The sequence below is a fragment of the Massilia sp. Root133 genome, assembly GCF_001426525.1.
GTDB classification, from domain to species: domain Bacteria; phylum Pseudomonadota; class Gammaproteobacteria; order Burkholderiales; family Burkholderiaceae_D; genus Telluria; species Telluria orientalis.
This window is the reverse complement of the sequence record NZ_LMEW01000031.1, coordinates 558,472-580,458: the sequence shown is the minus strand read 5'-3', so window position 1 is coordinate 580,458 and position 21,987 is coordinate 558,472. Positions and strand designations below refer to the sequence as shown.

Sequence of the window (21,987 nt, the reverse complement as noted above, 5' to 3'; positions counted from 1 at the left end):
GGCTCGGTTCAGGTTGGGACGGCCGGCGTCGGCTGGGGCGGACGCGGCGCCGTGCGGCGGTCGCCGGACGGGACGGCGATCGGCGAATCGGTTGGGTCGGGCGGTGCCGGCACCGGCACCGGCGCCGGCGGTGGCGGCGCTACGTACTTCAGCCACAGCGAGCGGCCGAAGATCCACGCGGCCAGCAGGGTGGCGATGATGGAAATCAACAGGAACACGTCGTTGTAGGCGAGGATGTTCGCTTCCCGCGCGGCCGTCTGCGTCAGCACGGAGATGCCCTGGCGCGTGCGCGCGGCGGGATCCGCCAGCTGGCGCGCGTACGCCGCCCCGTACTGCTGGATGCGCGCGGCGACGAGCGGATCGAGCGAACTCAGTTGCTCGGCCAGCACGGACGAGTGGTATTTTTCGCGCATCACCTGGAACGTGCCCAGCAGCGACGAGCCGATCAGTCCGCCCAGGTTCTGCGTCAGGCCGAACAGCACGGAAAAGCTGATCAGGTTCGCGGGGTTGGCGATCACGGACCCGAGCAGCGTAAGCAGCAACGGCCCGAGGAACATCACGCCGCCGAACGCCAGCAGGCCCTGGCTCACGTACATCTGGGCGGGCCGCGTGGCGTTGGTCGCGTTCGAATCGATCCATGCGCCCAGCGCCATGATCAACAGCGCCACCACCTGCGGCGCCATCAGGTGCGGCGGCCGGGTGACCAGCACGGAGACGACGATGCCGAGGATCGTCGCGAGCAGGATGACGATGAACAGCGTCTGCATCTCGTCGTTGTTCAGGCCCACGAGGCGCAGGAAGCCGACCGCGCCCACGCTCTGCTCGGACAGCACGACGCGCACGAGCATCAGCGCGATGGACAGGCGCAGGATCATCCCGTTGGTCAGCCAGCGGATGTTCAGCAGCGGATTGTCGCGGTTGTGCTCGACGCAGATCGCGGCCAGCAGCAGCACGATGGACACGGCCAGCGCGATCCCCACCCACGCGTTCTCCGTCCACCACAGCACGCGGCCGAACGTGAGCGCCGCGCACAGCAGCGCCATGCCGGGCGCGAACAGCGAGAACGTGAGGAAATCCGCCGGCCGGAACGCCCTGAAGCGGTCGCCCGGCGGCAGTTTCAGCCACAGCACGGCGGCCAGCGTGACCAGCGTGAGCCCGAGCTCGAACAGATACAGGCCGCGCCATTCCGCGATCTGCAGCAGGCTCCTGGAAAAGATGTAGGCGATCGGCTGGGCCAGCTGCGCGATGCCGGTCGAGATCACGATGCCCCGCGGCCGCCATTCCTTTTTAAAAGCCTGCAGGCTGTAGTACAGGCCCAGCGTCGACAGGGCCGCGCCCGCCATGCCGTGGGCCGCGCGCACGGCGATCGCGGAGCCCAGGTCGTTGACGAACAGGTGCGCGAACGTGATCAGGGCATACAGCACGAGGAAGAATTCGGTGAACGCGCGCAGGCCGAATTGCTGGCGGAATTTCACCAGCAACAGATTCATCGACACATTGGTCATCACGTAGGCCGTCGGCAGCCAGTTGACTTCGGCCGCGAACACGCCCAGCGTGCCCTGCAGGTTCACGAGGTTGACGGTGACGAGTGCGTTACCGAGGCCGCCCGTGATGGTCACGAGCGTGCCGATCAGGAAGTAGGCGATGCGGCGCGGCATCGAGTGCTTCGGAAACGATGGTCCGCCCGGCAGCGTGGGGCGCTCGTCGGGATGCCACTGGCGCGGCGCGTAATCGGCGTCGCTCATGGGTTCTCCAGCAGCCGCTGCAGGTCTTCCAGCACGGCCGCCGCCGCGGCCATGGCGCTGGCGTCCAGCCGCGCGACGGTCAGGCGCCGCAGCGCGGCCGCTTCCGCGTGGACGTGGTCCGCCACCGCCTCGCCCTGCGGCGTGAGCGCGATGCGCTTGACGCGGCGGTCGCCCGGCGCCGAACCGCGCCGCACGAGGCCGCCCGCGACGAGGCGGTCGAGGGTCGTCACGAGCGTGGCGCCGTCCACGCCGAGCCGGCGCGCCAGTTCCCGCTGCGACGGCGGTTCGGGGCTGTCGGCCACGGCCGTCAGTGCGTTCCAGCCGGCCATCGTCAGGCCGTTCGCCTTCAGGTGGCGTTCGAGCGCGAGGCGCCAGGCGCGCGCGCTGCCTTGTAACGCTTGCAGAAAACGGTCGTCGGGGTCGTCGGTATTCATGTCAGTTAAACATGGGCATCCCAATCGTTGGCCATCCAGATTATCTGCCTGTTATGGCAAATGTGGCCACACGTGAAGATTTAGTTCGAGATTTGGTTAATTGGACATTGCTCTGAGAAATCACCGTGCTTAGAATCAATTCATTCCGCGAGGCAATCAGTTCTCGGGGAAAAGTGCAAACCCGGTGTCGTCGCAGAGTCTTCCATGCTTAAAGTCCGCCCTTCCGTTCGCAAACTGACGTCCGCCTTCATTGCCGCCCTGGCCCTGCTGCCGGGTCTCGCCATCGAACAAGAGCTTCAGCTCGACTATCGGATCAACGAGCACATCGTCCTGATCCCGGCCGGCCAGGACCATCAGGCCCGCCTGGAGACGACCGTGTTCCAGCCGAACGGCCCGGGGCCCTTCCCGCTCATCATCATCAACCACGGCAAGGATCCGGGTCACCCGAACCTGCAGCCGCGCGACCGCTTCTACCACATGGCCCACGCGTTCGTGGCACGCGGCTATGCCGTGATGGTGCCGATGCGCCAGGGCTTCGCCAACTCGACGGGCTATTACCACGACCATGGCTGCGACATGACGGCCAACGGCTATACCCAGGCCGAGGACATCAAGGACACCCTCGAATACGCGCGTGCGCAGAAATGGATCGACACGGACCATATCGTCGTCGCCGGCCAGTCGTACGGCGGCCTCGCGACGATGGCGCTCGGCACCGAGGACCTGCCGGGCGTGCGCGGCCTGATCAACTTCGCGGGCGGCCTGCGCGACGACAGCAACGGCTGCGGCTGGCGCTCGGCCCTCGTGTCGGCCTTCGCCGAGTACGGGTCGCAGAACAAGCTGCCGAGCCTGTGGATGTACGGCCAGAATGATTCGCTGTTCTCGCCGGAACTCGTGGCGCGCATGCACGACGCTTTCGAACAGGCCGGCGGCCGCGCCCAGCTCGTCGAGTACGCCCCGTTCAAGCGAGATTCGCATGGAATGCTGGCCAGCCGCGACGGCCAAAAGGTATGGCTGGCCGACACGATGAACTTCCTGCAGCAGATCGGCATGCCGACCAAGGTCGTCTACAAGGTGCCGGAACCGCCGCAGCCGCAGGCGACGAACTTCGCCGGTATCGAGGACATCGAGGCCGTGCCGTTCCTGTCCGAGAACGGCAAGCGCGCCTACCGCGAATATCTGACCAAGATGACGCCGCGCGCGTTCGCCGTGTCGCCCAGCGGCGCCTGGTGCTGGGCCGAGGAAGGCGAGGATCCGGAAGCCCGCGCCCTGGCCACCTGCTCGGCCAAGAGCGACAAGCCATGCCGCCTGTATTCGGTGGACGAGCACGTCGTCTGGAATCCGGACCTGGCCGAGAAGGCGGCCGTCACGGCATCCAATACGCCGGCCCCGTCCACGCCGGGCGATGGCGCGGTGGGCAATGCGGCGGGCATGACGGCGGCGAACTGACCTCGCGTTGCACAATGTGCGGCGGTATAGTGCGCACAAGCCACACCGACGCCATTTTGTTGCATTGCAGCAGCCGTTTCGTCGTCCCGGTCGAGGCAGCGCAAACTCCGTGCCGCATATCAAACCGACAATGGGCTCGCCACGTCCAATGGAGAGTCACATGTTGCGACTGACGAAGTCCTGCGCCTGCGCGCTGCTGGCGCTTGCCGCCTTGCTGGGCACCTCCGCGCGCGCCACCAACAACGATCCCGTCGTGCTCGTGCACGGCGTCCTCGGCTTCGGGCCGGAATCGCATCCGCTCGGCAGCTTCCTGTACTGGGGCGGCTACGGCAACATCGCCGCGCACCTGACCGTCTACCACGGCCCGCATACCGTCTTCACCGCGCAGGTGGGCGCGATCGCGTCGAACTGGGACCGCGCCGCCGAGCTGTACGCCCAGGTCAAGGGCGGCTGCGTCGACTACGGCGCCCACCACGTGGCGCGCTATGGCTATCCCGGCCAGGCACAGAAGCCGGCCGGCAAATGCTGGGCCGCGGATCCGGCCAACAATCCGGACAACTACCCGCTCGCGTTCTACCCGCAATGGGATGCCGCGCACCCGGTCCACATGATCGGCCACAGCCAGGGCGGCACGACGATCCGCGCCCTGATCCAGTTGCTGGAACACGGCTCGCCCGACGGCGACGAGGGCGGCGGCGATCTGTACAAAGGCGGCAAGGTGGGCTGGATCAGGAGCGTCGTGACGATCTCCGCGCCGCACGACGGCACCACCCTGCGCGATGCCGTGCTGGACGTGCTGCCGAACCTGCGCAGCCCCTTGCGCGACATCCTCGACAACGAACTGGCCCACTGGGAACTGGCGCCGGACGGCGCGCGCGAATTCAACCGCTGGGCGCTGACGTCACCATCGGCCTATTATTTTTCGGTGGGGACGCTGGCGACGGAAGCCGGCGCCTGGTGCTGCAACGGCACGGACCGCGTGCTCGCGCCCGTGCAGAACGTCCAGTTCCAGTATCCGCGCGCGGACATGATCCCGTACTTCAAGCTGTTCGCCGGCGAATGGATCGTCGGCTCGCTGGCCCAGCCGGGCATGGGCTCGTACACACAGAACGCGCCGGGCCGCGTGCGCATCGACAGCGCATGGTTTCCGAACGATGGCGTGGTCAACACGGTGAGCATGCGCGCGCCGAGCGGCCATCCGGTGCGCGACTACGACGGCAAGGCCGTCAAGGGGACGTGGAATTTCCTCGGCAATTACCGCGGCTACGACCATTTCGATATCTTGAACTGGCCGAACAACGGGCCGTCGGCCGACCCGATCTACGAGCGGATCAGCGACATCATCTTCGGGTTGTAATCACATCGCAGACCGCAAGGTCCGCGCCAGGTCCGACAGCCGATACGGCTTGTTGACGAACGCGAACTCGTTGAGATCGACGCCATGCCGCTGCTTGAGGGCCGGCAGCGGATAGCCGGACGCGAGCATGATCTTGGTAGTCGGAAAATGCTCGCGCGTATAGGTGGCCAGCTCGATGCCGTTCATGCCATTGGGCATCACGACGTCGGTGAACAGGATGTCGATGTCGCGCTGTTCCATCAAGTCGATCGCTTCCTGCCCGCTGGCGGCCGTGACGACCTCGTAGCCCATGCTCGTGAACAGCGACGCGGCCACGTCCATCAGGTCCGGCTCGTCCTCGACGATGAGGACGCGCTCCGTGTGCTCGGCCTGTGCCTCCTCGGCGGGATTGACGACGGCCGGCAGGTAGATCGCGATCGTCGTGCCTTCGCCCGGCTTGCTGTCGATGGCAACCTCGCCGCCCGACTGCTTGATGAAGCCGTAGACCTGCGACAGGCCCAGGCCCGTGCCCTTGCCCACTTCCTTCGTCGTGAAGAAGGGTTCGAAGGCGCGCGCCACGACGTCCGGCGGCATGCCGGTGCCCGTGTCGCTGACGGTCACACGCACGTAGTCGCCCGGCGCGAGGCCGGCCGGATGCTGGCCGTCCGCCACGATATTGCCCGTCGCGATGACGAGGCGGCCGCCCTCCGGCATCGCGTCGCGCGCGTTGACGACGAGATTCAGCAGCGCCGACTCGAAGCGGGCGCTGTCGATCAGCGCATTGTGGGCCTTGCGATCGAGGTCGATCACGAAATCGATGGACGGATTGCCGGCGCGGCGCAGCACGGTCTCGAAGCCGCGGATGACGGCATTGAGGTTGCGCGTTTCCGCCTGCAGCGGCTGCTGGCGCGCGAACGCGAGCAGTTGCTGCGTCAGGCGCGCGCCGCGGTCGATCGCGCGCCGCATCGATTCCAGCGTGCGCGCATCGCCCTCGCCCCGTTGCAGGTTCAGCACCTCGAGGCCGCTGGACAGCACCGACAACAGGTTGTTGAAATCGTGCGCGACGCCGCCCGTGAGCTGGCCGATGGATTCCATCTTCTGCGCCTGGTACAACGCGATGCTGGCCTTTTCCAGCGCCTCGTCGGCCTTCTTCTTTTCCGTCAGGTCGCGCGTGATCTTGGCGAAGCCGAGCAGTTCGCCGTCGTCGCCGCGGATGGCGTCGAGCACGGCATGGGCCCAGAACCGCGAGCCGTCCTTGCGCACGCGCCAGCCCTCGGACTCGTAGCGGCCCGCCGCCGCGGCCGTGTCCAGCGCGCGCTTCGGGATGCCCGCGGCCTGGTCTTCCGGCGTATAGAAGCGCGAGAAATGGCTGCCGACGATCTCTTCCTGGCTATAGCCCTTGATGCGCTCGGCGCCCGGGTTCCAGTTGGTGACGGTGCCTTCCGGCGACAGCATGAACAGCGCATAGTCGGTGACGCCGTTCACGAGCAGGCGGAAGCGCTGCTCGCTTTCGCGCAGCGCATCCTCGGCGCGCTTGCGCTCGGTGACGTCGCGCGTCACCTTCGCGAAGCCGAGCAGGACGCCCTCCTCGTTGTAGATCGGATCGATCACCACGTGCGCCCAGAACCGCGAGCCGTCCTTGCGCACGCGCCAGCCCTCGGCCTCGTACTTGCCCTCCGCGAGCGCGATCGACAGCGCCCGTGCCGGCTTCCCCGCTTCGCGGTCCTCCGGTGTGTAGAAGCGCGAGAAGTGCTCGCCCAGGATCTCCTGCGCAACATAGCCCTTGAACCGGTTCGCGCCGGCATTCCAGCTGCTGACGTAACCGTTCGGATCGAGCATGTAGATGGCATAGTCGCTGATCCCGGAGATCAGGTACTGGTAGCGCCGCTCGTCGGGCCAGGATTGCGTAGGTGACAGGTCGTTCATTTACTGCGGCTGAATGCGCTCGAATAGGGTCAAAACCGGGTCATCATACACCGGAGAAAAAAGCCTTGCGCGCGTTGCGATTAACGAATTTCACATTGTCAATTTCAGGATTTTACTGGACCAAAAACCTGCATGGACGATGCATCTTCACCAAAAATCACCGGAATTGATGAGTGTTATTACACCGCAAAATTTTCGCGGAACCATGCCGCCGTCGGACCGTCGGCCGGGAAAAACGATTCCAGCCGCAACTCGTGCACGGTGACGTCGTGCGGCGTGCCGAGCGTCGTGATCGTTGTAAACAGGTTCAGTTCCACACCCTGGTGAGCGATCGTCAGCGGCAGGAACGGCAGCGCGCGCCGGTCGAGGTTCGGCACGTGGCCGTCGGACAGTGCCGCCATCCCGGGCAACGCGGACAGTTCGGCCAGCAGCGCCGTCGCCTCGCTGCCCGGCCCGTCCGCCATCGCTTCGCGCTGGATCCACGACAGGCTGTCCGCGCACACGGCCTCCCAGTTGACGAGGCGCGGCCGCAGCCCGTTCGGGTCGAGCATCAGGCGCAGCACGTTGATGGAGCCGTCGCGCGGGATGGCCGCATCGGAAGGCAGGCCCAGCAGCCACTTCATGAAGCCGGCGGCGGGCTCGTTGAACATCACGAGGTTCCACAGCCGGTCCACGACGAGGGCGGGAAACGGCGCCTGCTGGCGCAGCATGAAGTCGAGCGCCTGCATCACGGACGACAGTTCCGGGTCGGACAGGTTGCGCTCCTGGTAGGCGGGCGCGAAGCCGGCGGCGAGCAGCATCGCGTTTCTCTGGCGCAACGGCACGTCGAGCACGATGCCGAGTTTCAGGACCAGGTCGCGGCTCGGCTGCGCCCGTCCGCTCTCCAGGAAGCTCAGGTGCCGCTGCGAGACGCCGCCATCCACTGCCAGACGCAACTGGCTGTAGCCGCGCCGCGTGCGCCAGTAGCGCAGCGCCGAGCCGAAGTCGCTGAAGTAGCCGTCGCCGCGCGCGTCCGCGTGTCCATCCTGCATTGCGATCCCCTGTTGATGTAAAAGCGTCAATTTAGACCTCCGCACGGATGAACTCAAGCAACTCGCCATTGACCTGCTCCACGTGCGTGAGGAACATGCCGTGCGCCGCGTCTTCGTAGACGACGAGGCGGCAGTCCGGCACGAGGGCGGCGGTGCGGCGCGCGGTCAGCTCCAGCGGCGCGGAGACGTCGAGTGCACCGGCAATCAGGAGCACGGGCACGTCGACGGCTTCCAGCTCCGCCTCCATGCTTGACGCCTCCACGCAGAGGTGGCAATCGTGCAGCGCCTGGAGCGAGCATTGCAGGGCCATCTGCGCAAGCCAGTCGCGCATGCGCGGGCCGGCGCCGGGCACGAACGGCTCGACGTTCTCCTCGATCCAGCGCGGGAAGTCGTGCAGCAGCTGCGTGCTGCGGAACTGTTGCAGCAGCGCGGGATCGACCCCGTGCGGATTCGATGCGGACAGTGTGATGCCCGGCGTCATCGGCCCGAGCAGCGCGACCCGCGTCACCCGCGCGCTGCCGTGGCGCGTGAGGTAGCGGACGATCTCGTTGCAGCCCATCGAATGCCCGACCAGCACGACGTCGCGCAGGTCGAGGGCTTCGATGACGGCCGCGATGTCGTCGGCGAGCGTGTCGAGGTCGTAGCCGCCGCCCGGGTCGGACGAGCGGCCGTGGCCGCGCCGGTCGAAGGCGATGCAGCGCAGGCCCTGCCGGCACAACGCCATCATCTGGTAGCCCCAGGAATCCGAGCACATCGACCAGCCGGCCGCGAACAGCACGGGGCGGCCGCGGCCCCAGTCGCGGTAGTACAGGTTGACGTCGCCGGCGATGATGGTGTTCGGGGCGGCGGTGTAGGCGCGGGTGTGTCGCTGCAGGGTCATGATGGTCTCCTTCGGTGGTTGACGTTGGAGCCAGTGTGCCGGGCGGCGTGCAGCGCGGCGATTACCTCCCAGGTAATGACGGCTGTCGTCGAATTTCCCATTTCTACAGCGACAAGCCCATCAATACACCGCGCAATTCGCCGGATTCGCGCGGATCGACGAGATTGCATGGTAGGAATGCCGAATCGGCATTCAGCTTTTCATTGTAAAATGCTGCACTTGCAACCCGACGTTTCCCACGCCGTTTACCACCCATGACCCAGGCCGCCACCGTACCCGTCCTCGACCTGTCGACCTGCGACAAGGAACCGATCCGCACGCCCGGCAGCATCCAGCCGCACGGTTTCCTGCTGACGCTCGCGCCCGACCTGGCCGTGCTGCAGGCCAGTGGCAACGTGGGCGACTGGACCGGCGTCGCGGCGAGGGACGCCGTCGGGCAGCCGCTGGCGGCCGTGATCGGCGCCGCGGCGGCGCAGCGTATCGCGCCCGAGCTGGCGGCCGACCTGGGTCCGCGCCCGTACTACGCCGGCACGATCACGACGGCCAACGGCCACCACTTCGACGTGCTGGCCCACGAATGGGATGGCGTGATCATCGCCGAATTCGAAGCCGTCGACCGCGCGGAAGCGGCGGATTTCCGCCACTTGTACCCGCTGATCGGCGACTTCCTGCTGAAGGTGAACGACGCGACCGGCATCGAAGCGCTGGCGAGCCTGGCCTGCCAGCATATTCGCTCCGTGACGGGTTTCGGGCGTGTGCTCGTCTACCAGTTCGACGCGGACGGCCACGGCCACGTGACGGCGGAAGCGCGCGACGAACGCTATCACTCGTACATGGGGCAGCACTTCCCCGCGTCCGACATCCCGGCGCAGGCGCGCGAGCTGTACAAGCTGTCGCGCATCCGCCTGATCCAGGACGCGACCTACGTGCCCGCCCCGCTCGTGCCGGCGCTGAACCCCGTCACGGGCCGGCCGAACGATTTGTCGTTCGCGGCGCTGCGCAGCGTCTCGCCGGTGCACCTGCAGTACATGCGCAACATGAACACGCTCGCGTCGATGTCCGTGTCGCTGATGGTCAAGGGCAAGCTGTGGGGACTGATCTCGTGCCACAACGAGGGACCGATCCCGATCGCCTTCGAAAAGCGCACGGCGTGCGAGCAGCTGGGCCAGATCCTCGCGCTGTGCATCGAATCGCGCGAGGACGCGGCCGACCTGCAGTTCCGCCTCGAAGTGCGGCGCACGATGGTGTCGATGCTCGCCGGCCTCACGCAGGGCAGCGACTTCGTCGAGAACCTGGTCAATGTGTTCCCGGACCTGCTGCGCTTCGCGCGCGCGTCGGGCGCGGCGATCATGGTCGACGGCCGCGTCCTCACGTACGGCGACACGCCGGAGGAAGACGACATCCGCGCCCTCGTCGACTGGCTCACGCTGCACGACCACGGCGACGTGTTCCACACCGATAAACTGTCCGCGCAGTATCCGCCGGCGGAACGCCTCACGCGCAACGCCAGCGGCCTGCTCGCGATGCCGATCTCGCGCATCCACAAGCACTACCTGCTGTGGTTCCGTCCCGAGTGGGTGCACACGATCGAGTGGGCGGGCAATCCGCACGCGAAGGCGGCCGCAACGGGCGCGCCGACGCAGCTGTCGCCGCGCACGAGCTTCGACGCGTGGCGCGAGACGATCCACGGCACGAGCCAGCCGTGGCACCAGGGCGAGATCGAGATGGCGCTGGAATTCCGCACCGCCCTCCTCGGCATCGCGCTCGAACGCGCGGAGCAGATGGCCGAACTGGCCGAGGAACTGGGCCGCGCGAACAAGGAACTGGAAGCGTTCTCGTACTCCGTGTCGCACGACCTGCGCGCGCCGCTGCGCCACATCGTCGGCTTTGCCGACCTGCTGCTCGAATCGGCCGGCAGCGAGGACGCCCAGCAGCGCCAGCGCTTCCTCAAGAACATCAAGGAAGCCGCTCGCCTGGCCGGCAAGCTCGTCGACGACCTGCTGTCGTTCTCGCAGATGGGCCGCGCCTCGCTGCGCCCGACGACGGTCGACATGAACGACCTCGTCGCGTCCTGCCTCGACAAGCTGGCGCTGGAAACGCGCGGCCGCAACATCGAGTGGAACATCGGCACTCTGCCGGAAGCCTGGGCCGACCCGACTTTCCTGCACCTGGCCTTGTTCAACCTGCTGGCCAATGCCGTCAAGTTCACGGGCCAGCGCGATCCGGCCGTGATCCGCGTGTCCGCCGAAGACCATCCGCACGAGACGGTCTTCCACGTGGCGGACAACGGCGCCGGCTTCAACATGGAGTACGTGCACAAACTGTTCGGCGTGTTCCAGCGCCTGCACCGGATGGAGGACTTCCAGGGGACGGGCATCGGCCTGGCGAACGTGCGCCGCATCGTCGAGCGCCACAACGGCCGCGTCTGGGCCGACTCCGTGCAGGGCGAAGGCGCGACGTTCTCGTTCGCGCTGCCCAAACCAGACTCATCTCACTGAAAGCTTACGAAGACATCCATGCTCAAACCCATCCTGCTGGTCGAAGACAACCCGAACGATCTCGAACTCACGCTGATCGCGCTGTCCAAGAGCCAGCTCGCCAACCAGGTCATCATCGTGCGCGACGGCGCCGAAGCGCTGGACTACCTGCACCGCCGCGGCGAATACGCATCGCGCCCGGCCGGCAATCCGGCCGTCGTCCTGCTCGACCTGAAGTTGCCGAAAGTGGATGGATTGGAAGTCCTGCGCGAAGTCCGCAGCACGAACGGGCTCAAGCCCCTGCCGGTGGTGATGCTGACGTCGTCGAAGGAAGAACAGGACCTCGTGCGCAGCTACGAGTTGGGCGTGAATGCCTACGTCGTCAAGCCGGTGGATTTCACGGAATTCGTGCGCGCGATCGCGGACCTGGGCATTTTCTGGGCCGTGCTGAACGAACCGCCGCCGGGGTCGCAGCGCTACGTCAAGCCCAACAAGTAATCACATCATCGCGACCTGGCGCCGCCGCAGCAGGTGCCGGATGCGCGCGCTGAGCGCGTCCGGGTGGTAAGGCTTCTGCAACAGGTTGACGGATGCCTCCAGTTTCCCTTCGTGCGCCAGCACGCCCTCCGCATAGCCCGACGTGTACAGGATCTGCGCCTGCGGCAGGCGCGCACGCACCACCTCGCCCAGTTGCAGGCTGCTCACCGGGCCCGGCATGATCACGTCCGTGAACACGAGGTCGATGTGCTGGCCGCTCTCGACGATCTCCACGGCCTTCGCCGCATCCGGCGCCTCCAGCACCTTGTAGCCGAGCGCGGACAGAATACCGCAAGTCGTGCTGCGCACGTCTTCCTCGTCCTCGACGACGAGGATCGTCTCGATGCCACCCAGCAGCGGCGCCGTCGGCGCCTGTTCCGCGTGCTGCGGCTCGGCCTCGCTGCGCGGCAGGTAGATGCGCACGCTGGTGCCCTTGCCCGGCTCGCTCCTCAGCACGATCTCGCCGCCGGACTGCTTGACGAACCCGTACGCCATCGACAGGCCCAGGCCCGTCCCCTGCCCCGTCGGCTTGGTCGTGAAGAACGGCTCGAACGCGCGCTCCAGCACTTCGGGCGCCATGCCCTTGCCCGAGTCCGCCACTTCGATCAGCACATAATGGCCGCGCGGCACTTCCGTCGGCAACGCGCCGTCGGGCCCGGCATTGGCGGCGCGGATCGTCAGCGTACCGCCGCCCGCCATCGCATCGCGCGCATTGATCGCGAGGTTCAGCAGCACGTTGTTGAGCTGGTTCGGATCGACGAGCGTGCTGCCCAGGCCGGCCGCGATCTCCGTCACGACGCGCGCGCGCGGACCGAGCACGCGCCGCATCATGTCGTCCATTTCGCGCAGCAAATGGCCGGGATTGATCACGACGGCCTGCAGCGGCTGGCGGCGGGCAAAGGCGAGCAGGTGCGACGACAGCTTGGCCCCGCGCTCCACGCCGGCCAGCGCCATGTCGACGCGCGCCTTGCCGGCATCGTTCAGGTTGCCCACCAGTTTCAGTAATTGCAGGTTGCCGCCGATGATCTGCAGCACGTTGTTGAAATCGTGCGCGACGCCGCCCGTCAACTGGCCGATCGCCTCCATCTTCTGCGCCTGGTGCAGCGCCGACTGGCTGGCGGCCAGTTGTTCCTGGCTAAGACGCAACGACACGAACGCCGCATCGCGCTGGCGCCGCGCGATGCAGGCATCGCTGTGGTAACGCACGCGTGCGACGAGTTCGCGCGGATCGGGCCACTTGACGAGGTAATCGTTGGCGCCGAGGGCGAACGCTTTCGCCTTGATCTCGGGATCTTCTTCGGACGACAACAGGACGACGGGAATGTGTTCGGTGTCCTTGTCCGCGCGCAGGCGGCGGGTGACTTCGAAGCCATCGATCTCGGGCATGCGCAGGTCGACGAGCACGACCGTCGCGCCGACTTCCTTGGCCAACTCGACCGCCATGCCGGGATCGCGGGCATAGCGCAACGCATAGGCGGCGCATCCCTTCATGCCGTGGGAGATGATGTCCTCGGCAAAGGGTTCGTCGTCGATCAGGAGAACCGAGCAGGCGTTCGAGTCTTCTTGGTTCATTGCAACTGCGGGGATAGCGGCATTGAAAAAAGGAACCAGAATTGCAAAAAAGTAAGAACTGATTTTAACACCAAGCACGACAGGGGGGACGTTCGATTCAATCGTGCGACATAAGCGATGCCATCCTGATCATACCGGTCAGTCACGCCCTTTCTTCTTATTCGACGTGAACGTCCGCGCATAAAACTCCGGAGGCTTTTTCACCACCCAGTCGACGAACGCCCGGATATCGTTATCGCTCTTGAGCGCCTCCCACGTGTGATAAGCCCGCAGCAGTTCGCGCTCGGAAAACGTCGCATGAATCTTGCGATGGCAGATCTTATGGATAGGGAACTGTTCCCTGCCCTTCAGGGACTTGGGGATCAGGTGATGCCGGTCGATGTTGACCGTGCCGAGCGGCCGGCCGCACAGCGGACACGGGCTGTCCGCCGCGGCAGGCTGGGCAGGAGAATCGAAGTCGGGAATACGGGAACGGCGCGCCATGTTCCTGATATCGGGGCGGCCGGGCCCGTTTAAAGCATCGTCAGCCGCGTACGCGCGCGGCGATGGCGTCGCCCACCTCGACCGTCGTCGCCGTGCCGCCCAGGTCGCCCGTGCGCGGTCCTTCGCGCAGCACGTCCTCGATCGCGGCCACGATCGCATCGTGCGCCTCGCCGCAGCGCGGATCGGCGTCGGCGCCGGCGGCGAGGAACGACAGCATCATCGCGCCCGACCAGATCATCGCGATGGGGTTGGCGATGCCCTTGCCGGCGATGTCCGGCGCGGAGCCGTGCACGGGTTCGAACAGCGACGGGAACCTGCGGTCCGGATTCAGGTTGCCGGACGGCGCCAGGCCGATCGTGCCCGTGCACGCCGGGCCGAGGTCGGACAAGATGTCGCCGAACAAATTCGACGCCACGACGACGTCGAAGCGGTCGGGCTGCAGCACGAAGCGGGCCGTCAGGATGTCGATGTGCTGCTTGTCGACGGTGACGTCCGGGTAGTCGGCGTGGATCGCGTCCGCGCGGCCGTCCCACCACGGCATGCTGATGGCGATGCCGTTCGACTTGGTCGCCACCGTCACATGCTTGCGCTGGCGCGCGTTCGCGAGCTCGAACGCATACTGCAGCACGCGGTCGGTGCCGTAACGCGTGAACACGGATTCCTGGATCACCATCTCGCGCTCGGTGTCCGGGAACATCACGCCGCCCAGGTTCGTGTACTCGCCTTCCGTGTTTTCGCGCACCACGAAAAAGTCGATGTCGCCCGGCTTGCGGCCGGCCAGCGGGCACGGCACGCCTTCGAACAGGCGTACCGGGCGCAGGTTGATGTACTGGTCGAATTCGCGGCGGAACTTGAGCAGCGAGCCCCACAGCGAGATATGGTCGGGCACCAGCGCGGGCCAGCCGACGGCGCCGAAATAGATGGCGTCCATGCCGGACAATTGCGCTTTCCAGTCGGGAGGCATCATCTCGCCGTGCTGCATATACCAGTCGCAGCTGGCCCACGGGAAATGCGTGAACTCGAGCTGCAGGCCGAAGCGCTCGGCCGCGGCCGCCAATACCTTCAGGCCTTCCGGCAGGACTTCCTTGCCGATGCCGTCGCCGGCGATGGCGGCGATCCTGAAACGTCGTGTCATTTGGTTCTTTCTTGAATGGTAAGACTCACACCGCGGGCGCCGCAACGACGAGGCGCGAGAAACTGGCCACGCTGGCCGCGAACGAGAACGCGGCGGCGATGCCGAGCGCGATCCACGGACCGCGTACATGGGAGATGGTAAGGCAGAATGCGACGAGCGCGGCGCCCGTCGCCTGGCCCGTCAGGCGCGCGGTGGCGACCATGCCGCTGGCGCTGCCGGCACGCGAGCCGGGCGCACTGCCCATGATCGCCTTCACGTTCGGCGCCTGGAAAAAGCCGAAGCCGATGCCGCACACGGCCATGCGCCAGCCGATGTCGAAGGCGGACGGCGCTGCCGGCAGGCTCATCATCGTGACCAGGCCGGCCGCGAGGATCAACAGGCCGATGCCGCCCAGCAGGCCCGGCGAATACCGGTCGCTCAATCGTCCGGCGACGGGCGCCATGATCCCGACCATCACGGGCCACGGCGTCATCAGGAAGCCCGTCTCGACGGGCGAACGGCCGAGCGTCGTCTCGAAAAAGAACGGCAGCGCGACGAACGCCAGCGCCTGCGCGGCGAACGTGCAGATGGCGGTGATGGTCGACAGCGCGAACAGGGGACGGCGGAACAGGTCCACCGGCAACAGCGGTGCCGGATGGCCGCGCTCGCGGCGCAACAGCAGGCCGAAAAATACCAGCGCGATCAACGCCTCCGGCAACAACGTCTTCATGTCCACGCGGTGCGCGGCATCGCCCAGCGCCAGCACGGCCATCGAAAACGCGACGACGTTGTAGACGCCGGCGAGCCGGTCGACGCGGTGGGTCGCGCGGCGCGTTTCCGGCAGCACCTTGCGCGCCATGAAGAACGCGACGATGCCCGGCACCACGTTGATGCCAAACAGCCATTGCCACGACGATGCAGCAAGGATGATCGACGCGAGGCTCGGCCCGAGCGCGAAGCCGACCGCGACGACGAGGGCATTGGTGCCGAAGCCGCGTCCCAGCAGTTTCGCCGGATACGTGGCGCGCAGCAGCGCCGTGTTAACGCCCATGATGGCGCTGGCGCCGAGGCCCTGGAACAGGCGCCCGACGATCAGCACGGGCAGCGACCACGCGAGCGCGCACGCGAGCGATGCCACCGTGAACAGGGCCATGCCGGCCACGTAGACGCGGCGGTAGCCGATGGTTTCGCCCAGCGCCGCGATCGGCAGCAAGGTGGCGACCATGGCCAGCTGATAGGCATTCACGATCCACACGGAGTCGGCCGGCGTGGCGTGCAATTGCTGCGCCATCGCGGGCAACGCGGTGTTGGCGATGGCGGTATCGAGGGATGACATGCCCACGCCGAGCGCGAGAGCGAGAATGGCCCAGGCGCGCGGACCCGCGGGTAATCCGTCCTGTTCGAGAGGTGTTGTATTGACTGCTGCTTGCATGCTCGATCCTGACGGCAAAAGGATCGATTGTAGGCCTGTCCGGCGAAGCGTGCAGCGGACCGGCCTCAGCAGCCGCTCGGCTTCACCCGCTCGACCTCGAGCCCGAACAGCGGACGCAGCCGCGTACCGAACACGTTGCCGGTGAACGCAGCCACGAGCCACAGCCAGCCGTGCAGGCTGCCCGACACGATGCCGCTGAAGTAGGCGCCGATATTGCAGCCGTACGCGAGCCGCGCGCCATAGCCGAGCATCAAGCCGCCGACGACGGCCGCGAGGAGCGAGCGCAGCGGCACGCGCCACACGGGCGCATAGCGGCCCGCCAGCGCCGCCGCCAGCATCGCGCCCAGCACGATGCCGATGTCCATCACGGACGTCACGTCGTGCGACACGGGTGCGGCCAGCGCTGCGGCGTTCGCCTTCGTCGACCAGTACGTCCAGCTTGCCGTGTCGATGCCGACCGCCTGCGCGGCCTTGGCGCCCCACAGCGCGAACGCGGACGTCACGCCCCACGGCCGGCCCGACAGCGCGAGCGTCGCGAAATTCAGCACGACGAGCGCGACGGCGCCGGCGACCAGCGGCCACGGCCCGTGCAGCCACGGCGACGCGTGCGCGGGCCGCACGGTCGGGTCGACGAGGCGGCCGTGCCGGCGCTTCTCGACGACGACGGTGATGAACGCGATCAGCGCGAACACGGCCCAGTTGAGCAGCAGCGCGGGGGCCAGGCCCAGCGTCTTCACGAGCGAGACCGGTTTCAGTTGCGGCAGCGACGTCCAGAACGGCATGTGTGCCGTGGCGATGACGGAGCCGGCGATGAACGCCAGCAAAGTCACGATCATGCGCGTGCTGCCGCCGCCGACCGTGTACAGCGTGCCGGACGCGCAACCGCCGCCCAGTTGCATGCCGATGCCGAACATGAACGCGCCGACGATCACGGACGTGCCCGCAGGCGACACGAGCCCGTTGACGGGATTGCCGAACAGGGTGCCTGCGGACAGTGCCGGGAAGAACAGCGCGACGCCGACGGCGAGCATGATCATCTGCGCGCGCAGGCCGGCGCCGCGGCCGTCCGCGATGAAGACGCGCCACGCGGACGTGAAGCCGAATGCGGCGTGGTACAGCGCGAGGCCGAGCAGCGCGCCGACGACGAACAACGCCGCGTGCTTCGCACCGACGGTTTGCGCGAGGTACCACGCGCCGACGATGATGAGCAACAGCGCGACGCCCAGCGGTTTCGGGTTGACGTCGGCGCCACGGGGGAATGTTGGAGAAGCTGCAGTAGACATTAGGAAACGATCTCGGGATAACGTAAGTCGTTATTTTCGCTCGTTTTTTTGTTTCCTGCTGGGGCGGGCAAAAACGAAAATGGGCATCGATTTCTCGACGCCCATTTTGAATTCTGGCTCCCCGACCTGGACTCGAACCAGGGACCTGCGGATTAACAGTCCGTCGCTCTACCGACTGAGCTATCAGGGAAAAGAGGCCGCATTATAGCGGCTCAGCTCTGCGGCAGCAAGAGCGCGTGTTGCGACGCCGTGTGGAAGTCGCGCCAGACGCGGTTGATGGCGCTGTCCGCGCTGGCCGCCACGAGGCCGCAGTACGGATACAGCGTGTCGACGGCGTGGCGCGACGCGGCGACCCACTCCTGTGCCAGCGCCTGCATCTGCGCGGCCTGTTCGTCCGCGACGTCGGCGCCGGCGACGACGTCGGCCCACGTCGCGTCGAGCAGGGCGTAGAAGCGCGCACGCACGTCGTCCAGCCTGCCGCGGGCATCATCCAGCACGGCGCGCACGGCGGGCACGTCGATCAACAGCTCGTTCCGGGCGCCGAACCGGTTGCGCCGGCGCGCGATGCAGGCATGGGCCAGGTCGACGAAGTGGGACGCCATCCCGGCCACGTTCGCGGCCAGCGTGACGAAGGCGAACGGGAGAAATGGAAAACGGTACAGCGGCCCCTGCTCGCGCGCGGCGGCCGGGTCGATCACGAAGCCGTGGTCGGCATGGACCCACGCGCCGCGGACGCGGTAGGCGTGCGACGCCGTCGCGCGCAGGCCGATGCTGCGCCAGCGGGGCACGATCTCGACGATCGCCTTCGGCACCACGAACGCCTGGATGCGCGGCTGGCCATCCGCATCGAGCAGCGGCCGGCCGTCCGCGCGCAGGAAGGCGTTGAACGTGAAATGCGTGGCCATCGGCGCGCCGCTCGCGTAGTCCCATTCGCCCTCGACGCGCCAGCCGTCGCCCTCGCGGTCAGCGTATCCCGTCGGGGCGCCGCTGCCCGCGAGGCAGGCGCGGGGCGTGGCCAGGATCGCGCGGGCCAGGTGCGGCGGCAGGAAGCCCGCGAACCAGCCGGCGCCGGCGCACAGGGTGACGGTCCAGCCGACGCTGCCGTCGACGCGGGCGATGGCTTCTTCCAGCCGCACGACGTCCGGCAGCGGCCGCTCTTCCCCGCCGACGGCGCGCGGCGCCAGCATGCGCAGCCAGCCGCGGTGGTGGATCAGGGCCTGGTGGACGGGGTGCAGCCAGCCGTCCGTGTCGGCCGCGGCGGCGTAGTGGTCGATGCGGGCGGCGTCGCGCGAGGAAAGGATAGTCATGGCAGGGCGGAAACGAAAAAGGCCGCGTTGGATAACGCGGCCTTTTGAATTCTGGCTCCCCGACCTGGACTCGAACCAGGGACCTGCGGATTAACAGTCCGTCGCTCTACCGACTGAGCTATCAGGGAATTGAGGCAATATTATAGCAGGAATCCGCGAATTGCCAAATCGCGCCCGCGGCGTGCGTCCGTAAGCACTGTTTGCTATAGTCGCCCTCTTCCCGACCTGCCCCTACTGACCAATGACCACCCTCGGCACTCCCCTCTCCCCTTCCGCAACCAAAGTCATGCTGCTCGGCTCTGGCGAGCTCGGCAAGGAAGTCATCATCGCGCTGCAACGGCTCGGCATCGAAGTGATCGCCGTCGACCGCTACCCGAACGCGCCCGGCCACCAGGTCGCGCACCGCGCGCACGTCATCGACATGACGGACGGCGCCGCCCTCGCCGCGCTGATCGAGCGGGAGCGGCCCGACCTCGTCGTGCCGGAGATCGAGGCGATCGCGACCGCGAAGCTGGCCGAGCTGGAAGCGGCCGGGACCATCACGTGCATCCCGACCGCGCGCGCCGCGCAGCTGACGATGAACCGCGAAGGCATCCGCCGCCTCGCCGCCGAAGAGTTGGGCCTGGCCACGTCGCCGTACCGCTTCGCGTCCAGCCTCGACGAGCTCAAGACCGCCTGCGCCGAGATCGGCTTTCCGAACGTCGTGAAACCCGTGATGTCGTCGTCGGGCAAGGGCCAGTCGAAGCTGGACAGCGCGGCCGACGTCGAGAGCGCCTGGAACTACGCCGCGTCCGGCGGGCGCGTGGACGCGGGCCGCGTGATCGTCGAAGGCTTCATCGACTTCGATTACGAGATCACCTTGCTGACCGTGCGCGCGGTCGGTGCCGATGGCAACGTCGAGACGCGCTTCTGCGAGCCGATCGGCCACAAGCAGGTACATGGCGACTACGTCGAATCGTGGCAGCCGCAGCCGATGGCACCGCTCGCGCTGCAGCGCGCGCAGGAGATCGCCGAAAAGGTCACGGCGAACCTGGGCGGCCAGGGCGTGTTCGGCGTCGAGCTGTTCGTCAAGGGCGACATGGTGTGGTTCTCGGAAGTGAGCCCGCGCCCGCACGACACCGGCATGGTGACGATGGCGACGCAGGTGCAGAGCGAATTCGAGCTGCACGCCAAGGCGATCCTGGGCCTGCCCGTGAACACGGCGCTGCGCGCGCCGGGTGCGTCCGCCGTGATCTACGGCCAGCTGGAGGAAGCGGCTATCGCGTTCGAAGGCGTGGCCGACGCGCTGCGCGTGCCGGGCAGCGACATCCGCCTGTTCGGCAAGCCGGAATCCTTCGCGCGCCGCCGCATGGGCGTGGCGCTGGCGACGGCGGAGGATGTCGAGACGGCGCGCGCACGGGCGCTGGAGGCGGCGTCGAAGGTCAAGCCGGTATCGGGCCGATAACGAAAAAGGGGCATCGATCGCTCGATGCCCCTTCTGATATTCTGGCTCCCCGACCTGGACTCGAACCAGGGACCTGCGGATTAACAGTCCGTCGCTCTACCGACTGAGCTATCAGGGAATAGGTGGTCGTATTATAGCCGCTCACCAACGGCTTGCAAAGTTGGCAGGCCAACCGTGCGAAAATCTGGCTCCCCGACCTGGACTCGAACCAGGGACCTGCGGATTAACAGTCCGTCGCTCTACCGACTGAGCTATCAGGGAATCGTCTTTCGCTACGACAGATGCCGCAGCGAAAGAAGCGAGATTTTAGAGAACTTTTGCGATGGCGTCAACGACGCGATCGATGTTCTTCGAGTTCAGGGCAGCGACGCAGATGCGGCCGGTGTCCACGGCGTAGATCGATTCCGCGCGCAGCTTCTCGACCTGCTCCTTCGTCAGGCCCGAGTACGAGAACATGCCGACCTGCTTGCGCACGAACTCGAAGTCCGAGCCCGGTGCCTTTTCGGCCAGCTTCTTGACCAGCTCGTCACGCATCTGCTTGATGCGGACGCGCATGCCGGCCAGCTCGTCTTCCCACAGCTGGCGCAGTTCCGGCGTGGACAGGACGGTCGCGACGACCTTGCCGCCGTGCGTCGGCGGGTTCGAGTAGTTGGTGCGGACGATGCGCTTCAGCTGCGACAGCAGGCGGGCAGCCTCTTCCGCGGTCGATGCGACGACGGACAGCGCGCCGACGCGCTCGCCGTACAGCGAGAACGACTTCGAGAACGAGTTCGACACGAGCAGCGGGCCGGGGGTAGCGGTGAAGCGGCGCACAACAGCGCCGTCTTCGGCGATGCCGTCGCCAAAGCCCTGGTAGGCCATGTCGAGGAACGGGATCAGGTTGTTGGCGCGCACGACCTCGATCACCTGGCCCCACTGGTCGGCGTTCAGTTCGGCGCCGGTCGGGTTGTGGCAGCAGGCGTGCAGGACGACGATGGCGCCTTCCGGCATCGCTTTCAGCGCGGCCAGCATGCCTTCGAAGTTGACGCCGTGCGTGGCCGCGTCGTAGTAGGCGTAGTTGTTGACGGTGAAGCCGGCGCTTTCGAACAGGGCGCGGTGGTTCTCCCAGCTCGGGTCGCTGATGTAGACTTGCGAATCCGGCGCGAAGCGCTTCAGGAAGTCGGCGCCGATCTTCAGCGCGCCGGTGCCGCCCAGGGCTTGCACCGTGACTGCACGTTTCTCTTGAATTACGGCGCTATCGGCACCAAATACGAGTTCTTGCACAGCCTTGTCGTACGCACCCAGGCCTTCGATCGGCAGGTAGGTACGCGGCGTCGGTTGTTCCATCAACTTCGCTTCCGCTTTCTGCACGCATTCCAGCAGCGGCACTTTCCCGTTGTCATCGTAGTAGACGCCCACGCCCAGATTGATCTTGGCGGGGTTGGTGTCTGCATTGAAGGCCTCGGTGATGCCGAGGATCGGATCGCGGGGAGCCATGGCGATGGCGCTGAAGATGCTGGCAGTAGCTGGGGAATTCATCGTGATAAACTTGGTTTGT

17 protein-coding genes and 4 tRNA genes are annotated in these 21,987 nt (G+C 66.7%); 5 read left to right on the top strand and 16 right to left on the bottom strand.

Annotation, left to right across the window (positions count from 1 at the left end):
- Positions 1-8: 8 nt before the first annotated feature.
- Positions 9-1,745, bottom strand: coding sequence for an MFS transporter (locus tag ASD28_RS20575; RefSeq protein ID WP_082577642.1), 1,737 nt, complete (start codon positions 1,743-1,745; stop codon positions 9-11).
- On the bottom strand, positions 1,742-2,179 hold the full coding sequence (locus ASD28_RS20570) for a MarR family winged helix-turn-helix transcriptional regulator (protein WP_056132385.1): 438 nt from the start codon (positions 2,177-2,179) through the stop codon (positions 1,742-1,744). The genes ASD28_RS20575 and ASD28_RS20570 overlap by 4 nt, the downstream gene beginning before the upstream one ends.
- A 204-nt stretch (positions 2,180-2,383) precedes the next feature.
- On the opposite strand from ASD28_RS20570, the gene ASD28_RS20565 reads away from it, so the two are divergent.
- On the top strand, positions 2,384-3,628 hold the full coding sequence (locus ASD28_RS20565) for a dienelactone hydrolase family protein (protein WP_056132381.1): 1,245 nt from the start codon (positions 2,384-2,386) through the stop codon (positions 3,626-3,628).
- Positions 3,629-3,788: 160 nt separating this feature from the next.
- Entirely contained in the window at positions 3,789-4,985 is a 1,197-nt protein-coding gene (locus ASD28_RS20560) for a triacylglycerol lipase (protein ID WP_056132378.1), read from the top strand.
- On the opposite strand, the gene ASD28_RS20555 is transcribed toward ASD28_RS20560, so the two are convergent.
- From ASD28_RS20555 to ASD28_RS20545, 3 genes are all read right to left on the bottom strand, one after another.
- Positions 4,986-6,890 (bottom strand): PAS domain-containing sensor histidine kinase, encoded by a 1,905-nt coding sequence (locus ASD28_RS20555; protein WP_056132374.1) that lies wholly within the window; start codon positions 6,888-6,890, stop codon positions 4,986-4,988.
- 179 nt (positions 6,891-7,069) lie between these two features.
- Positions 7,070-7,921, bottom strand: a complete 852-nt coding sequence (locus ASD28_RS20550) for a helix-turn-helix domain-containing protein (protein WP_056132370.1) — start codon at positions 7,919-7,921, stop codon at positions 7,070-7,072.
- A gap of 31 nt (positions 7,922-7,952) precedes the next feature.
- On the bottom strand, positions 7,953-8,801 hold the full coding sequence (locus ASD28_RS20545; RefSeq protein WP_056132368.1) for an alpha/beta fold hydrolase: 849 nt from the start codon (positions 8,799-8,801) through the stop codon (positions 7,953-7,955).
- Positions 8,802-9,055: 254 nt separating this feature from the next.
- On the opposite strand from ASD28_RS20545, the gene ASD28_RS20540 reads away from it, so the two are divergent.
- Together ASD28_RS20540 and ASD28_RS20535 are read left to right on the top strand one after the other, a co-directional pair.
- Positions 9,056-11,299, top strand: a complete 2,244-nt coding sequence (locus ASD28_RS20540) for an ATP-binding protein (RefSeq protein WP_056132365.1) — start codon at positions 9,056-9,058, stop codon at positions 11,297-11,299.
- Between the two features lie 18 nt (positions 11,300-11,317).
- Positions 11,318-11,776: a response regulator gene (locus ASD28_RS20535; RefSeq protein WP_056132362.1), complete on the top strand. Its 459-nt coding sequence runs from the start codon at positions 11,318-11,320 to the stop codon at positions 11,774-11,776.
- Here ASD28_RS20535 and ASD28_RS20530 read toward each other — a convergent pair whose 3' ends face one another.
- The 8 genes from ASD28_RS20530 to ASD28_RS20495 all read right to left on the bottom strand — a co-directional run bounded on the left by ASD28_RS20530 (position 11,777) and on the right by ASD28_RS20495 (position 19,134).
- Positions 11,777-13,387, bottom strand: a complete 1,611-nt coding sequence (locus ASD28_RS20530) for a response regulator (protein ID WP_056132359.1) — start codon at positions 13,385-13,387, stop codon at positions 11,777-11,779. It abuts the gene before it with no gap.
- A 138-nt stretch (positions 13,388-13,525) separates the two neighbouring features.
- Positions 13,526-13,870, bottom strand: a complete 345-nt coding sequence (locus ASD28_RS20525; protein WP_229412311.1) for an HNH endonuclease — start codon at positions 13,868-13,870, stop codon at positions 13,526-13,528.
- Positions 13,871-13,910: 40 nt separating this feature from the next.
- Positions 13,911-15,005, bottom strand: coding sequence for a tartrate dehydrogenase (locus ASD28_RS20520; protein WP_056132355.1), 1,095 nt, complete (start codon positions 15,003-15,005; stop codon positions 13,911-13,913).
- 25 nt (positions 15,006-15,030) lie between these two features.
- Positions 15,031-16,416, bottom strand: coding sequence for an MFS transporter (locus tag ASD28_RS20515; protein WP_056132352.1), 1,386 nt, complete (start codon positions 16,414-16,416; stop codon positions 15,031-15,033).
- A gap of 65 nt (positions 16,417-16,481) precedes the next feature.
- Positions 16,482-17,699, bottom strand: coding sequence for a YeeE/YedE family protein (locus ASD28_RS20510; RefSeq protein ID WP_056132350.1), 1,218 nt, complete (start codon positions 17,697-17,699; stop codon positions 16,482-16,484).
- A 114-nt stretch (positions 17,700-17,813) separates the two neighbouring features.
- Positions 17,814-17,889: transfer RNA gene (locus ASD28_RS20505), tRNA-Asn, on the bottom strand.
- 22 nt (positions 17,890-17,911) lie between these two features.
- Complete coding sequence (locus ASD28_RS20500; RefSeq protein WP_056132346.1) at positions 17,912-19,006, bottom strand: acyl-CoA dehydrogenase; 1,095 nt, start codon at positions 19,004-19,006, stop codon at positions 17,912-17,914.
- A 52-nt stretch (positions 19,007-19,058) separates the two neighbouring features.
- Positions 19,059-19,134: transfer RNA gene (locus tag ASD28_RS20495), tRNA-Asn, on the bottom strand.
- Between the two features lie 113 nt (positions 19,135-19,247).
- Here ASD28_RS20495 and purT point away from each other — a divergent pair.
- Positions 19,248-20,450, top strand: a complete 1,203-nt coding sequence (gene purT / locus ASD28_RS20490; RefSeq protein WP_056132343.1) for a formate-dependent phosphoribosylglycinamide formyltransferase — start codon at positions 19,248-19,250, stop codon at positions 20,448-20,450.
- Between the two features lie 42 nt (positions 20,451-20,492).
- On the opposite strand, the gene ASD28_RS20485 is transcribed toward purT, so the two are convergent.
- The 3 genes from ASD28_RS20485 to ASD28_RS20475 all read right to left on the bottom strand — a co-directional run bounded on the left by ASD28_RS20485 (position 20,493) and on the right by ASD28_RS20475 (position 21,968).
- A tRNA-Asn gene (locus ASD28_RS20485) sits at positions 20,493-20,568 on the bottom strand.
- 67 nt (positions 20,569-20,635) lie between these two features.
- Positions 20,636-20,711: transfer RNA gene (locus ASD28_RS20480), tRNA-Asn, on the bottom strand.
- A 45-nt stretch (positions 20,712-20,756) separates the two neighbouring features.
- Positions 20,757-21,968, bottom strand: coding sequence for an amino acid aminotransferase (locus ASD28_RS20475; RefSeq protein WP_082577643.1), 1,212 nt, complete (start codon positions 21,966-21,968; stop codon positions 20,757-20,759).
- Positions 21,969-21,987: the final 19 nt, after the last annotated feature.

What these genes read in the sequence shown, in the direction of transcription:
- ASD28_RS20575 (WP_082577642.1), bottom strand. Translation starts at nt 1,745, where the DNA reads ATGAGCGACGCCGATTACGCGCCGCGCCAGTGGCATCCCGACGAGCGC.
- ASD28_RS20570 (WP_056132385.1), bottom strand. Translation starts at nt 2,179, where the DNA reads ATGAATACCGACGACCCCGACGACCGTTTTCTGCAAGCGTTACAAGGC.
- ASD28_RS20565 (WP_056132381.1), top strand. Translation starts at nt 2,384, where the DNA reads ATGCTTAAAGTCCGCCCTTCCGTTCGCAAACTGACGTCCGCCTTCATT.
- ASD28_RS20560 (WP_056132378.1), top strand. Translation starts at nt 3,789, where the DNA reads ATGTTGCGACTGACGAAGTCCTGCGCCTGCGCGCTGCTGGCGCTTGCC.
- ASD28_RS20555 (WP_056132374.1), bottom strand. Translation starts at nt 6,890, where the DNA reads ATGAACGACCTGTCACCTACGCAATCCTGGCCCGACGAGCGGCGCTAC.
- ASD28_RS20550 (WP_056132370.1), bottom strand. Translation starts at nt 7,921, where the DNA reads ATGCAGGATGGACACGCGGACGCGCGCGGCGACGGCTACTTCAGCGAC.
- ASD28_RS20545 (WP_056132368.1), bottom strand. Translation starts at nt 8,801, where the DNA reads ATGACCCTGCAGCGACACACCCGCGCCTACACCGCCGCCCCGAACACC.
- ASD28_RS20540 (WP_056132365.1), top strand. Translation starts at nt 9,056, where the DNA reads ATGACCCAGGCCGCCACCGTACCCGTCCTCGACCTGTCGACCTGCGAC.
- ASD28_RS20535 (WP_056132362.1), top strand. Translation starts at nt 11,318, where the DNA reads ATGCTCAAACCCATCCTGCTGGTCGAAGACAACCCGAACGATCTCGAA.
- ASD28_RS20530 (WP_056132359.1), bottom strand. Translation starts at nt 13,387, where the DNA reads ATGAACCAAGAAGACTCGAACGCCTGCTCGGTTCTCCTGATCGACGAC.
- ASD28_RS20525 (WP_229412311.1), bottom strand. Translation starts at nt 13,870, where the DNA reads ATGGCGCGCCGTTCCCGTATTCCCGACTTCGATTCTCCTGCCCAGCCT.
- ASD28_RS20520 (WP_056132355.1), bottom strand. Translation starts at nt 15,005, where the DNA reads ATGACACGACGTTTCAGGATCGCCGCCATCGCCGGCGACGGCATCGGC.
- ASD28_RS20515 (WP_056132352.1), bottom strand. Translation starts at nt 16,416, where the DNA reads ATGCAAGCAGCAGTCAATACAACACCTCTCGAACAGGACGGATTACCC.
- ASD28_RS20510 (WP_056132350.1), bottom strand. Translation starts at nt 17,699, where the DNA reads ATGTCTACTGCAGCTTCTCCAACATTCCCCCGTGGCGCCGACGTCAAC.
- ASD28_RS20500 (WP_056132346.1), bottom strand. Translation starts at nt 19,006, where the DNA reads ATGACTATCCTTTCCTCGCGCGACGCCGCCCGCATCGACCACTACGCC.
- purT (WP_056132343.1), top strand. Translation starts at nt 19,248, where the DNA reads ATGACCACCCTCGGCACTCCCCTCTCCCCTTCCGCAACCAAAGTCATG.
- ASD28_RS20475 (WP_082577643.1), bottom strand. Translation starts at nt 21,968, where the DNA reads ATGAATTCCCCAGCTACTGCCAGCATCTTCAGCGCCATCGCCATGGCT.